Annotated in this window: 11 protein-coding genes; 8 read left to right on the top strand and 3 right to left on the bottom strand. The window is 37.1% G+C overall.

Translation table 11 applies throughout. The features are described from left to right. Positions 1–250 precede the first annotated feature (250 nt). The 3 genes from blaOXA (at position 251) to ACIQ1E_RS03685 (ending at position 4,124) form a co-directional block, all read left to right on the top strand. Positions 251–1,066 (top strand): class D beta-lactamase, encoded by an 816-nt coding sequence (gene blaOXA, locus ACIQ1E_RS03695; RefSeq protein ID WP_396168795.1) that lies wholly within the window; start codon positions 251–253, stop codon positions 1,064–1,066. 196 nt (positions 1,067–1,262) lie between these two features. Next, positions 1,263–2,663, top strand: a complete 1,401-nt coding sequence (locus tag ACIQ1E_RS03690; protein ID WP_396168794.1) for an alpha/beta hydrolase family protein — start codon at positions 1,263–1,265, stop codon at positions 2,661–2,663. Between the two features lie 33 nt (positions 2,664–2,696). Next, positions 2,697–4,124 (top strand): glycoside hydrolase family 125 protein, encoded by a 1,428-nt coding sequence (locus ACIQ1E_RS03685; protein WP_396168793.1) that lies wholly within the window; start codon positions 2,697–2,699, stop codon positions 4,122–4,124. A gap of 58 nt (positions 4,125–4,182) precedes the next feature. Here the strand turns inward: ACIQ1E_RS03685 and ACIQ1E_RS03680 are convergent, their stop codons facing one another. The 3 genes from ACIQ1E_RS03680 to hutH all read right to left on the bottom strand — a co-directional run bounded on the left by ACIQ1E_RS03680 (position 4,183) and on the right by hutH (position 7,838). Further along, positions 4,183–5,529, bottom strand: coding sequence for an anion permease (locus ACIQ1E_RS03680; RefSeq protein WP_396168792.1), 1,347 nt, complete (start codon positions 5,527–5,529; stop codon positions 4,183–4,185). A gap of 92 nt (positions 5,530–5,621) precedes the next feature. Then, a complete protein-coding gene (locus ACIQ1E_RS03675) occupies positions 5,622–6,266 on the bottom strand; it encodes a DUF47 domain-containing protein (protein WP_396168790.1) in 645 nt (214 codons plus the stop codon). A gap of 69 nt (positions 6,267–6,335) precedes the next feature. Further along, a complete protein-coding gene (hutH, locus tag ACIQ1E_RS03670; RefSeq protein ID WP_396168789.1) occupies positions 6,336–7,838 on the bottom strand; it encodes a histidine ammonia-lyase in 1,503 nt (500 codons plus the stop codon). A gap of 380 nt (positions 7,839–8,218) precedes the next feature. Between hutH and thrA the strand changes: the two genes are divergently transcribed. From thrA to thrC, 5 genes are all read left to right on the top strand, one after another. Further along, positions 8,219–10,666, top strand: a complete 2,448-nt coding sequence (gene thrA / locus ACIQ1E_RS03665; protein WP_396168788.1) for a bifunctional aspartate kinase/homoserine dehydrogenase I — start codon at positions 8,219–8,221, stop codon at positions 10,664–10,666. 51 nt (positions 10,667–10,717) lie between these two features. Then, entirely contained in the window at positions 10,718–11,638 is a 921-nt protein-coding gene (locus ACIQ1E_RS03660) for a homoserine kinase (protein ID WP_396168786.1), read from the top strand. 90 nt (positions 11,639–11,728) lie between these two features. Next, complete coding sequence (locus ACIQ1E_RS03655; RefSeq protein ID WP_396168784.1) at positions 11,729–11,977, top strand: type II toxin-antitoxin system ParD family antitoxin; 249 nt, start codon at positions 11,729–11,731, stop codon at positions 11,975–11,977. Next, positions 11,970–12,269 (top strand): type II toxin-antitoxin system RelE/ParE family toxin, encoded by a 300-nt coding sequence (locus ACIQ1E_RS03650; protein ID WP_396168782.1) that lies wholly within the window; start codon positions 11,970–11,972, stop codon positions 12,267–12,269. The genes ACIQ1E_RS03655 and ACIQ1E_RS03650 overlap by 8 nt, the downstream gene beginning before the upstream one ends. A 92-nt stretch (positions 12,270–12,361) precedes the next feature. Further along, positions 12,362–13,657: a threonine synthase gene (thrC, locus tag ACIQ1E_RS03645; protein ID WP_396168780.1), complete on the top strand. Its 1,296-nt coding sequence runs from the start codon at positions 12,362–12,364 to the stop codon at positions 13,655–13,657. The last annotated feature ends 7 nt before the right edge of the window (positions 13,658–13,664 follow it).

The raw sequence follows: 13,664 nt of genomic DNA, 5'->3' as shown, positions 1-13,664 counted from the left end.
TGCAAAGTTAAGAATTTTGACAGCCATAATGATTCCTTTAGAACTTTTTGTTTTTACTCTGGCTTTGCTTTTTTTTCCTAAACAATGTGAAGTTCTTTTGAAGATTCAAGCACAAGAATTACAAAACAAAAAAACGCAGCTTAAATGAAGATTTCTGTATATTTGTTTAAATGAAAAGCGAGTTTTTTCAAATACTGAAATTGCACCTCATGTTCAACTTTTATGATTCCAGAACATTACCATCATCAAAATGAAAAAACTACTGCTCCTTGCGCCTCTACTTGTATTGCTTAACTATACACTATATGGCCAAAACACTAAACCCAAAGAGATCATTAAAACTGAACTTGGGAGCATTTTGGACAGTTTGTTAGTAAAGGGAGCCATTTTGATTTATGATGTAAAAAATAAAACCTACTATTCTAACGATTTTTCGTGGTCAAAAACTGGATTTATTCCGGCTTCGACCTTCAAGATTCCCAATTCAATTATTGCACTTGAAACGGGAGTAGTACAAAGTGATTCAGCCGTTTTCAAATGGGAAGGCGAAAAACGAAGATTTAAAAAATGGGAAGAAGATTTAACTTTCAAGAAAGCCTTTCAAGTTTCTTGCGTTTCTTGTTATCAAGAAATTGCACGAAAAGTTGGGATGAAAAGAATGCAATCTTATCTAAAAAAATTGAATTACAAAGGCATGGTTTTCGACACTTTGACCATTGATAATTTTTGGTTAGAAGGAAAATCTAGAATTTCCCCCATGCAACAAATTGACTTTTTAGAAAGATTCTATTTCTCAAAGCTACCGATTTCGAAAAGAACCGTAACTATAATGAAGGATGTCATGCAAATTGAGAAAACGGAACGTTATACTCTAAGCGGAAAATCCGGTTGGGGAATGAGAAATGATATCAATAATGGTTGGTTGGTGGGATACCTTGAAACAAAGAATGCTGTTTATTTTTTTGCCACCAATGTCGAAAAACAAGAGACCAATATGGACGAATTTCCTATTATTAGACTCCATTCCACCAAGGAGGCCTTTAGAAAACTGCAACTACTAGATTAAATAAAAAGTCCTAAAGCTTTTAGCATCCCTATAACTTTAGAAAGTAAGAGGATTTAGTGTCCTCTTTTTTACCTTGTTCCTATTTTATTCTTACTTTAGTAACACAAAAAAACCAGAATACCTTTATATCGATAAAGGCTCTAAATTTATAATCAATTTAAAGTAATTCAAAATATAAACATCTAGACTTTATCAAATGAAAAAAATAATAGTGCTATTAATCCTCGGATTTGCATCCTTGACCAACTACGGACAAGACATAACAGGGCAATGGAACGGACTCTTGAAAGTGCAAGGAATGCAGTTGAGGGTCGTTTTCAATATCAGCAAAACAGAGACAGGCTACAGTTGCACGATGGATAGCCCAGACCAGGGAGCGAAAGGATTTCCGGTTAGCAGTACAAGTTTTCAAAACTCAAACTTGAAAATTGAAATGAGCACTCTCCAAATTGCATACGAAGGTGTTTTAGGCCGTGACGGCATTGTAACTGGCAATTTCAAACAAAGTGGTATGTCTTTTCCAATGAATTTATCAAGGCAAGAAATAGAAAAGGAGAAAGTACTGCGACCGCAAGAACCCGTAAAACCTTATGCCTATTACTCCGAAGACCTCAATTTCGAAAATAAAAAAGCGGGAATAACATTAGCTGGAACGCTTACGTTACCCAAAAAAGAGGGAGTTTATCCTGTGGTAGTTTTGATTAGCGGAAGCGGTCCACAAAACAGAGACGAAGAACTAATGGGGCACAAACCATTTCTTGTTTTAGCAGATTACCTAACTAAAAACGGAATAGCAGTACTCCGCTACGACGACCGAGGAACAGCTTTATCGAAAGGCAATTTCAAAACAGCCACAAGTATGGATTTCGCTACTGATGCCGAAGCTGCTATTGACTATTTGAAAACGAGAAAAGAAATCAACCCAAAAAAAATCGGCTTAATCGGACACAGCGAAGGTGGATTGATTGCCCCAACGATTGCCAGCCAATCGAAAGATGTGGCCTTTATCGTTTTGCTTGCAGGTCCTGGTATGCCGGGAGACCAATTGCTTTTGCTGCAACAGAAATTGATAGGGAAAGCCGCCGGAATGAGTAATGAGGATTTACAAAAAAGCGAGCTAAGCAATAAAAAAGCCTTCGAAATTGTAAAAAAATCGACTAGTATCGAACAACTTAAAATCGATTTAACACAAGCGCTTAATCAAAATCTAAAAGAAAATCCAGACACTAAAATTCCAAATGGAATGAGCAATGACGCCTATGTAAAACTCCAAGTCGATCAGATTGCCTACCCTTGGATGAGTTACTTCATCAAATACGACCCCGCTCCCGCTCTCGAAAAAGTAAAATGTCCGGTATTGGCCTTGAATGGAGAAAAAGATTTACAAGTCTCACCAAAAGAAAATCTGGACGCCATTAGAAAAGCAATAGAAAAAGGCGGGAACAAAAAGGGAACTTTTAAAGAGCTGCCTGGATTGAATCATTTATTTCAGGAATGCGAAACAGGAGCTCCAGGCGAATATGCCACAATAGAACAAACCTTTTCGCCAAAAGCTTTGGCAGAAATTCTAGATTGGACAAAAAGGATTACTAAATAAAACTGTTTCAGTTTCAACTCAAAAACGAATATTATGGTCAGTCGTCGAAAATTTATTATCAATGGCAGTCTCGTGACTTTAGGAACATCCTTGTCTCTGACGAACTCTATTTTTTCAAATACACTATTACAGGATAATTTGAATTTTATTTCGAAAAGACCCCCGCTACAAAAGCGAAAATTTGTAAGTGAAGCAGTTGAGCAAACTATCCTCTCTATCAAGAAAAAAATTGCGGATCCAGAACTCGCTTGGATGTTTGAAAACTGTTTTCCAAACACTTTAGATACCACAATCAAGCACTACTCGCTCGAAGGCAAGCCAGATACTTTTGTTATTACTGGTGATATCGATGCAATGTGGTTGCGCGATTCCTCGGCCCAAGTTTGGCCTTATATCCCTCTTGTAACCAAAGATAAGAAGCTTTCCCTATTGATTGCTGGCGTAGTCAATCGCCAAACCAAATGCGTTTTGATTGATCCGTATGCCAATGCTTTTAACTACGGACCAGAACTCTCAGCGGAACACACAAATGACAAAACTGAAATGAAGCCCGGAGTTTTCGAACGAAAATTTGAAGTAGATTCATTGTGTTATGTCATCCGATTGGCGCACGAATATTGGAAAATTTCTGGAAATTTGGAGCCATACGATGCTGATTGGGCCAAAGCAATGAAATTAATCGTGCAAACTTTTAAAGAACAACAACGCAAAACCGATGCGGTACCCTACTCCTTCCGCCGTACCGGAGATTCTCCAAATGACACTGCTCAAGGTCAAGGTTATGGAAATCCTGTGCGACCTATAGGATTAATCTGCTCCGTGTTTCGCCCTTCAGACGATGGAACGTTGTTTCCGTTCTTAGTCCCTTCCAATTACTTTGCAGTGGTTTCTCTTCGCCAATTAGCCGAAATGTCAACGGTAATTTTGAAAGATCATTTTTTTGCCAAGGAATGTGACGAGCTAGCCAACGAAATTCAAGCTGCCCTTGAAAAATATGCTATTGTTAACCATTTTGAATTCGGAAAAGTCTTTGCATATGAAATCGATGGATACGGCAGTGTGCTGCACATGGATGACGCCAATGTTCCTAGCTTGATTTCGCTTCCTTATATCGCAAATATTGACCCGAATAGTGAAGTATACCAAAACACCCGAAAACTGGTTTTAAGTTCGCTCAATCCTTATTATGCTCAAGGCAAATACTCAGGAGTCGGTGGACCTCATACTGGAAAAGAAATGATTTGGCCGTTGAGCTATATCATGCGCGCCATGACCAGTAAAAACAACGAAGAAATAAAGTATTGTATTCGAATGATTCAAGAAACTCACGCAGATACTGGATTCATCCACGAATCCTTTTTCCGCAATGACCCCAAACAATATACCCGCGATTGGTTTGCGTGGGCGAATACCATTTTTGGCGAATTGATTGTGAAGTTGGCTAACGAAAATAGATTATAAAAAATCCCCTCATTTATTAAGCAAATGAGAGGATTTATTTATTAGATAAAGTAATTTCTTATCTCAAGAAAATACTCAATATATAATACACTATCGCAGCCAATAAAGCCGAAACAGGAATGGTAAGAACCCAAGCCCACAATAAACTCACGGTAACTCCCCAACGAACAGCCGAAACTCTCTTAGTTAATCCAACTCCAATAATCGAACCCGTAATCGTGTGTGTTGTACTTACAGGAATTTTCAAATGCTCTGTAAAATAAAGTGTCAAAGCACCAGCAGTTTCAGCAGCAACACCTTCAAAAGAGCTTACTTTGGTAATTTTTGACCCCATTGTTTTTACAATTTTCCATCCCCCACTTAAGGTTCCAGCGGCAATCGCCGAATAACAAGCCAATGGAATCCAACCCGGCATCGCTCCTTTTACACCCAAATCATCATTTGGAAGAACTACATTCAACCAAGCTGCCATACTTTCTTGGGTTTGTGCTGTAGTATTAATATAAACAGCAACAGCAGCAGCAATGATACCCATTACTTTTTGAGAATCATTACCCCCATGTCCTAAACTAAAAGCAGCTGAGGATAACAATTGCATTTTTTTCAAAACTGCATCTGCTTTATGCAAGCTCAAACTACTAAAAGTCAATGCAAATGTTGAAATAGATAGGATAATAAAGGCCACTAAGAACCATTTGATGTTATGAGATTCGAATACAACGCTCCACAAATGAGAGTCAAAGCGAGGCTTTTCAATTTTAGCATAAGGGACCATTTGTTCATACACAAACCATATAGTTCCAATCATCAAGGCTATGGTAAAGACCTTTGGCAATACTTTTTTAGTAGAGGCATTCAACAACCAAATCGAAATCATATAGGATCCAAAAGCCCCAACCAGAGGTGCCAAAACAATAAAGGCAATTACGATAATAACCCCTGATGGCAATCCTCCATCTTTTCCTGCCTTGTACCAACTTACTATATCATACCAATGTTCGGTTGTCCCATCTGCCGTTACATAACCTCCAAAACCGTGCATTGCAATAGCGTGTGCTAAGGCAGCACCAGCAAATCCACCAATAAGAGTATGTGAAGAACTCGAGGGAATTCCCAACCACCACGTCAATAAATTCCAACAAATAGCAGCAATAACCCCAGCAAGAATCACCACAAGATTAATATCCATCGTATGTGCGGTTTTGGCAACAGTATCTGCTACGCCAAAACCAAAAACCCAATAGGCCAAGAAATTAAAAAAAGCAGCCCAAACTACTGCTTGAAAAGGGGAAAGAACTTTGGTAGCAACAACGGTAGCGATTGCATTTGCTGCATCGTGAAAACCATTGATGTAATCAAAAATCAAAGCCAAAATGATGATGACTATAAGTAGCGTAAATTCCATAATTTTATTTGAAAGATTGAAAAATTAATCAATTTTAAACAAGATGATTCTAAACAAACCTTCTGTTTTCAAATGCTTAATCTCTAAATTAGTTACGAATGTTTTACGGTGATAGATTCTAAAACACTAGCTACACCTTTACATTTATCGGTTGCAGTTTCTAATACCAACAATACTTCTTTGTACTTGATGATATTTTTAGCATCAGTTTCATTTTCGAAGATATCGGCAACAGCTTTGTTATAAACATCATCAGATTTTGCCTCTAACTTGTTAATTCTAGCGCAAGCACTTGTAATATTTTTCATTTTTTTCAAATCTCTCAATTCCTTCACAGCATTGTCAATATGCTGACAAGCTTCAAGATTGATCTCAGTCAATTTTCGAATAGATTTAGTGATTTTTCCTACTTGATATAAACGCATTCTACTAGCTGCACCGTGGAGGTTGTCGGCTACATTATCAATAGATACAATTAATGAGTGAATATCTTCTCTGTCAAACGGAGTAATGAAATTTCTACTTAATTCCAAATTAGTTTGTCGAGTGATGTCCTCACCTCTTTGTTCTAATTCGTCAATTTTCAAAAAAAGTTCGTCTCTTTCCTTCAAAGGAAGATTTACAGCTTCATGCAAAATCGAAGCCAATTGAACTAAATTTGAAGAAGCTTCTTCAAAAAGAGGAAAGAATTTTTTATCTTTTGGAACTAAAAACTGGAAAATACTATTTATTGACATTTTGTTAATGTTTAATTAATTTTAAAGGACAAAATTACTTCTTTATTTTACGCCAATGTTAAGTAATTGTTAACAATTTACTTCTACTTGAAAACTATGCAAAAACTGAACTGTCTTATCAATATCATAATGCAAAATTCGGTCTTCTTTTACGAAGGAAACCTCCTGACGATAGGATTTCAAAAACTCTTCAATAAACACGCTCGATTTCAAGGGTCTTCTGAATTCAATAGCTTGGGAAGCATTCAATAATTCGATTGCAAGAATGCGTTCTAGATTATCCATAATGCGTAAAGCTTTGGTCGCGCCATTAGCCCCCATGCTCACGTGATCTTCTTGGCCATTGCTTGAAACAATACTATCCACACTTGCTGGAGTAGCCAATTGTTTATTTTGACTAGCGATACTAGCAGCGGTATATTGAGGAATCATTAATCCCGAATTCAAACCAGGATTATCAACCAAAAAGGCTGGAAGATTCCGCAATCCCGAAATCAATTGAAAGGTTCTTCGCTCTGAAATACTACCCAATTCTGCCAAAGCAATGGCTATAAAATCCAAAGCTAAAGCCAAAGGCTGCCCGTGAAAATTTCCACCCGAAATAATTTCGTCGGTTTCAATAAAGATGTTAGGATTATCAGTAACCGAATTGATTTCGGTTTTGAATACATTCTTAACATAATCTATAGCATCTTTTGAAGCACCGTGAACTTGCGGAATACATCTAAAGGAATAAGGATCCTGAACATGTTTTTTGGTTTGACTACTAATTTTGCTGCCTTTAAGAAAATCGCTTATTCGGCGTGCTGTCACAATTTGCCCTTTATGAGGTCGAATAGAATGAATTAATTCGTGGAACGGTTCAATCAGTCCATCAAAAGCTTCTAGAGAAATAGCTCCAATCAAATCCGCTAAATAAGAAAACTTATTAGCTTTTATCAAAAGATGAACTCCATAAGCACTCATAAACTGTGTGCCATTGAGCAAAGCCAAACCTTCCTTCGACTTCAAAACAATCGGCTTCCAACCAAAATGTTCTAAAACCTCGCTAGAATGGACTTTCTTTCCTTCAAAAAACACCTCGCCTTCACCTAATAATGGTAGTGACAAATGGGCCAAGGGAGCCAAATCGCCCGAAGCCCCAAGTGAACCAAGGGTATAAACAATCGGTAAAATATCATTATTGTAGAAATCGACTAGACGCTCTACGGTTTGCAACTGAATTCCAGAATGCCCATAATTCAAGGATTGTATTTTGAGCAACAACATCAATTTTACAATTGCAGCAGGCACTTCTTCCCCTGTTCCGCAAGAATGCGATTTCACTAGATTTTCTTGTAATTTTGACAAGTTATCATTCGAAATTTTGACATTGCAAAGCGAACCAAAGCCAGTATTAATACCATAAATAGGTTTCGAATGCGATTCCATTTTGGCATCAAGATAATCACGACATTTTTGGATATTGACTTTGGCCTCGTCGGATAATGCCAGGGATTTATTGCTCGAAATAATTTCTTCCACCGTTTTCAAGGAAAGTATTTCAGTGCTTATATAATGTGTATTATCCATTTTGTTTAATCTTTATGAGGGCGCAAAATTCCACAAACCAATATTAAAAAACAAGATTTAATCGGTAAAATTTTTAATATTCATTTTTCAAGCATCGGTTTTTTAAAATATTCGCAAAAACAGTAGTAAAGTTTGTTTTTATTTTATTAAAATCAGTACTTTTGAAAAATCAAAATGAAAAACAACAACAAAACATATCATTCTTCGATAACAACTCCAATAGGAGCTGCCGTTGCTGTTACTTTCACCACTACTACAACTACCACTACCCTTTAGGGGTATACATTTTTACATATCATCCAGTTTGCCTGCTTTTTTCTAAATGAAGAGAGTTCATAGGTGTATAGAAAATAATTGCATTCTAAAATAAAAACAATAAAATGAGAGTATTAAAATTTGGCGGAACTTCTGTTGCCAATGCACAAAACATAAAATTAGTATTAGATATAGTTATCAAAAAAGCAGCCCAAGAAAACCTAATCGTAGTCGTTTCTGCTTTTACCAAAGTTACCGATTTATTAGTCCTTGCTTCTCAAAAAGCAGCCTCAAACGACGAAAGTTACAAAGAAATAGTCGCCGAAATCGAGAAAAAACACTTAGACGCCATCAAAGAATTAATACCAGTCAGCGAACAAAGTGGATTGCTAAGCCACATCAAAAGAATCATCAATCACCTTGAAACATTATTAGACGGATGTTTCCTTTTAGGTGAATTGTCACCAAGAACTTCGGATACTATTCTGAGTTTTGGTGAATTATTGTCTTCTTACATAATCGCCGAAGCCTTCAAGCAAAACCATAAAAATGCAGGGTACAAAGACAGCCGCGAACTCATAAAAACCAATAATAATTTTGGCAAAGCAGCAGTAAATTTTGAAATCACTAATGCATTAATTGCTGATTATTTTGCTTCAAATGAGGCGCAAATAGTCGTAATGCCTGGTTTCATAGCTTCGTCCGAAGATGGAATTGGAACTACTTTAGGCCGTGGCGGTTCCGATTATACTGCAGCTATTTTGGCAGGTGCTTTGAACGCATCCGAATTAGAAATCTGGACTGACGTAAACGGAATGTTTACCGCCAATCCAAAAATCGTAAAACAAGCCCAACCTATTGCTACTATTTCCTATCAGGAAGCAATGGAGTTGTCTCATTTTGGTGCGAAAGTATTGTATCCACCAACAATCCAACCTGTCTTCAAAAAAGGCATCCCGATTTGGATCAAAAATACTTTCGAACCAGAGGCTATTGGAACTTTTATATCCAACGAAGACAATTCACACACTAGTCCCGTAAAAGGAATTACTCATATTGACAAAATCACCTTAATCACTCTTGAAGGTTCCGGAATGATTGGGGTAGCTGGAGTTTCAAAAAGATTGTTCGAGGTATTATCTCAGGAAAACATCAACATCATTTTTATTACTCAAGCCTCATCGGAACATTCGATTTGTATTGGAATCTTAAATACGGATGCCAACAATGGCGAAATTTCGATTAATAAAGCGTTCCAACAAGAAATATCTCAAAACAAAATTGACCCGTGCATTGTCGAAAAAGACCTTTGCATCATCGCTCTTGTTGGTGAAAATATGAAAAACCACCAAGGATTGAGCGGCAGAATGTTCAGCACTTTAGGTAAAAACAATGTAAACATCCGTGCCATTGCCCAAGGAGCTTCCGAAAGAAACATCTCGGCAGTAATCAACGAAAGAGATGTGAAAAAAGCATTGAACACGCTTCACGAAAACTTCTTCGAGGAAAATACCAAGCAATTGAACTTGTTCGTGATGGGCGTTGGAAACGTAGGCGAAAAATTCATCGAACAAATCAACCAACAAAAGAAATTCCTAAAAGAAAACCTCAAAATAAACCTGAGAGTTGTTGCGGTGTCCAATTCTCGAAAAATGTATTTTGACGAAGATGGAATTCCATTGAAAGAATGGCAAGCACTTTTATCAAATGGAGAAACTGCCGATAAAGAGGCTTTTATTGCAAAAGTGAAAGCTCTGAATTTGCGAAACAGTATTTTTGTAGATATTACAGCTAATCAAGCCGTATCCGAAACTTACGAACAATATTTAAAACAAAATGTTGCCGTAGTGACTTGTAATAAAATCGCTTGTTCATCGGCTTACGACAACTACAAAAAATTAAAAAATCTATCCCGTCAATACAATGCTCCTTTCTTGTTTGAAACCAATGTGGGTGCAGGATTACCGATTATTGATACTTTGAAGCATCTAATCGCTTCAGGCGATAAAGTGAACAAAATTCAAGCAGTTTTATCCGGAAGTTTGAACTTTATTTTCAATAATTTCGACGAAAATAATTCATTCCACGATGTGGTGAAAGAAGCAGGAGTTCAAGGATTTACAGAGCCAGATCCAAAAATCGATTTGAGCGGTGTGGACGTTGCAAGAAAAATATTGATTCTTATTCGCGAAAGTGGATACAAAATGGAAATTGAAGACATTCAAAACAATTCTTTTCTTCCGGCAGAATGTATGGCCACAACAAACAATGAAGATTTTTTCAAATCATTAATCAAACACGCATCCCACTTCGAAAACCTTTTGATCGAAGCGAAAGCAAAAGACAGCAGATTGAAATTTGTTGCCACTTTCGAAAACGGAAAAGCTAAGGTTGGATTGGAATTCATTCCAAAAGAAAGTCCATTCTATAATTTAGAAGGTAAGGATAATATTGTTCAATTTTACACCGACCGTTATATCGACCAACCATTATTAATAAAAGGTGCTGGGGCTGGTGCTGCAGTTACAGCTTCGGGGATTTTTGCCGATGTAATTCGTATTGGAAATATATAATTACCATTGTAGAGACGTTGCAGCGCAACGTCTCTACTGAAAATTAAAACTATGAATGAAATAAAACTATTTTGCCCTGCAACCATTGCCAATCTTTCCTGTGGATTTGATGTTTTGGGATTGTGTTTGACTACTGCAGGTGACGAAATGATTATTCGAAAATCGTATGTAAAAGGAGTTCGGATTACCAAAATTGTGGGTGCTAATTTGCCTTTAGAAACCGAAAAAAATGTTTCTGGAGTGGCTGCTTTGGCGATGTTAGAGGAAGTTGAAACGGAATTTGGTTTTGAAATTGAAATATACAAAAACATCAAAGCCGGAAGCGGAATCGGAAGCAGCGCAGCCAGTTCTGCTGGAGCAGTTTTCGGAATTAATGAATTACTAGGTCGTCCTTTTACCCGAAAAGAATTAGTAAAATTTGCTATGCAAGGCGAAAAATTAGCGAGCGGAAACGCTCACGCTGATAATGTTGCTCCTTGCCTATTGGGAGGTTTTACTTTGGTAAGAAGTTCAAATCCGTTGGATATCATCAAAATTGACAGCCCATCAGAATTATATGCGACCGTGGTTCACCCTCAAATTGAGTTAAAAACATCGGATGCACGTTCGGTACTAAAACAAACCGTTTCTCTAAAAAGTGCCATCACCCAATGGGGAAATGTAGGCGGATTAGTCGCTGGATTGTACACCAATGATTACGAATTGATTGGACGCTCGTTACACGACGAAATCATCGAACCCATTCGCAGTATGCTAATTCCAGGTTTTGATTTAATTAAAAAGACCGCTTACGAAAACGGCGCTTTGGGTTCAGGAATATCTGGTTCTGGCCCTTCTATATTTGCGCTAAGCAAAGGAAAAGAAACCGCCGAGAAAATCGCCAAGGCAATGAGTGCAGTATATGAAGAAATGAATTTGCCCTATGAGATTCACGTGTCGCAGGTGAATCCGGATGGGGTCAGCATAATATAAAGCTTCCAAATAATTTCCTTAAGAGAGATTATTCTAAATTTATTTCTAAAATTACCAAAATTTGGTAACTTTGCAAAAAAACATAAAGATATGGGACGCAATACATCAGTTTCTTTAGGAGATTATTTTGAGGAATTTGTTGACGGTCGAATTTCAGAAGGCAGATTCAAAAATGCAAGCGAAGTGATTCGCGCTGGATTGAGGATGTTAGAAGAAGAAGAGAACAAAATAACCGCTCTCAAAAAAGCGATTAACGATGGAATTGAAAGCGGAATTGCCGAAAATTTTAATCCGAAACAACATTTAGAATCCTTAAAAGCTAAAAAAAGAGATGCCTAAATTTCATCTTACCAACAAGGCTTTTGAAGATTTATCAAAAATTTGGGACTATACATTCGAGGTTTGGTCAGAAGACCAAGCAGACAAATATTATTATGGATTACTTTCGGATTGCCAAAAGTTAAGTGAAAATCAGTTTTTAGGAAGAAATTATGTTGAAATTTCAGCAGAAATTTACGGATTCAAATCAGGACAACATATTATTTTTTATAGTATCGTTGACAAAGAAGAAATAGAAATCATTCGGTTTTTACATTCCAGAATGGATTTAAAAAATAAGATACAAGAATAAATATAAAATAGAATATAAGAAGTTAGAAATACGATATACGAAGTTAGAATTACAATATCGTATATCAAATATCGTAAATCGTAATTTAAAAAATGAAATACTACAGTTTAAACCACAATGCCCCGCAAGTTTCTTTCCAAGAAGCAGTGATTCAAGGATTAGCCACCGATAGAGGATTGTATTTTCCAGAATCCATCACGCCTTTAGCTCCTGAATTTTTCGAGAATATTGAAAACCTGAGCAACGAAGCTATTGCTTTCGAAGCCATTCAACAATTTGTAGGCGACGAAATCCCAACTGAAACCTTGAAACAAATCATAGCCGAAACTTTATGTTTCGATTTCCCAACGGTAAAAGTAGAAGAAGGGATTTATGCCTTGGAATTGTATCACGGACCTACAATGGCGTTCAAGGACGTGGGAGCTCGTTTTATGTCCCGCTGTTTGGGTTATTTCAACAAAGACAAAAAAGACAATAAAAACACCGTTTTAGTTGCCACTTCTGGCGATACAGGAGGAGCGGTTGCCAGTGGTTTTCTAGGGGTTCAAGGTGTAGAAGTAGTGATTCTTTATCCTTCGGGCAAAGTGAGCGACATTCAAGAAAGACAATTGACCACTTTGGGACAAAACATCAAAGCATTGGAAGTAGATGGTGTTTTTGACGATTGCCAAGATATGGTCAAAAAAGCGTTTTTAGACGAAAGTTTGGCACACCACAATTTGACTTCGGCCAATTCGATTAACATTGCGCGTTGGTTGCCGCAAATGTTTTACTTTTTCTTTGCGTACAAACAACTAAAATCACAAAACAAACCTTTGGTATTCTCTTGCCCAAGTGGGAATTTTGGGAATATCTGTGCAGGAATTATTGCCAAAAAATTAGGATTACCTATCGAACATTTTGTGGCTTCGACAAATGTTAATGATACCGTTCCAAGATTTTTAGAAAAAGGAAATTACGATCCAAAACCTTCCAAAGCAACCATTTCGAATGCGATGGACGTAGGAAATCCAAGTAACTTCATCCGAATTCAAGAAATGTACAACAACGATGTGGAACAATTCAAAAAAGATTTCTCTTCATTTTCATACACCGATGCCGAAACTTTGGAAGCAATGCAATCCATCTACAAAACCGATGGATATATCGCAGAACCTCACGGAGCTGTTGGGTATTTAGGCTTGAAAAAGGAACTGAAAAACCATCCAAACGCCATTGGAATTTTCTTAGAAACTGCACATCCTATCAAATTTTTAGATGTGGTTGAACCTGCATTAAACGTAAAACTTCCGATTCCAACTCAAATTGAAAGCGTGTTGAATAAAGAAAAAGTAAGCGTAAAAATCAAAACTTACGAGGAATTGAAGGCGTTTTTAGAAACCGTTTAATTAGTAA

Origin of the sequence: Flavobacterium sp. (genome assembly GCF_044348915.1) — a bacterium.
Taxonomy (GTDB): domain Bacteria; phylum Bacteroidota; class Bacteroidia; order Flavobacteriales; family Flavobacteriaceae; genus Flavobacterium.
This window is presented reverse-complemented; position numbering and strand designations above follow the sequence as displayed.

Bases quoted from the DNA above. Each gene is read 5' to 3' on its own strand.
- thrC (WP_396168780.1), top strand. From the start codon at position 12,362: ATGAAATACTACAGTTTAAACCACAATGCCCCGCAAGTTTCTTTCCAA.
- ACIQ1E_RS03675 (WP_396168790.1), bottom strand. From the start codon at position 6,266: ATGTCAATAAATAGTATTTTCCAGTTTTTAGTTCCAAAAGATAAAAAA.
- ACIQ1E_RS03680 (WP_396168792.1), bottom strand. From the start codon at position 5,529: ATGGAATTTACGCTACTTATAGTCATCATCATTTTGGCTTTGATTTTT.
- ACIQ1E_RS03655 (WP_396168784.1), top strand. From the start codon at position 11,729: ATGGGACGCAATACATCAGTTTCTTTAGGAGATTATTTTGAGGAATTT.
- hutH (WP_396168789.1), bottom strand. From the start codon at position 7,838: ATGGATAATACACATTATATAAGCACTGAAATACTTTCCTTGAAAACG.
- ACIQ1E_RS03660 (WP_396168786.1), top strand. From the start codon at position 10,718: ATGAATGAAATAAAACTATTTTGCCCTGCAACCATTGCCAATCTTTCC.
- thrA (WP_396168788.1), top strand. From the start codon at position 8,219: ATGAGAGTATTAAAATTTGGCGGAACTTCTGTTGCCAATGCACAAAAC.
- ACIQ1E_RS03685 (WP_396168793.1), top strand. From the start codon at position 2,697: ATGGTCAGTCGTCGAAAATTTATTATCAATGGCAGTCTCGTGACTTTA.
- ACIQ1E_RS03650 (WP_396168782.1), top strand. From the start codon at position 11,970: ATGCCTAAATTTCATCTTACCAACAAGGCTTTTGAAGATTTATCAAAA.
- ACIQ1E_RS03690 (WP_396168794.1), top strand. From the start codon at position 1,263: ATGAAAAAAATAATAGTGCTATTAATCCTCGGATTTGCATCCTTGACC.
- blaOXA (WP_396168795.1), top strand. From the start codon at position 251: ATGAAAAAACTACTGCTCCTTGCGCCTCTACTTGTATTGCTTAACTAT.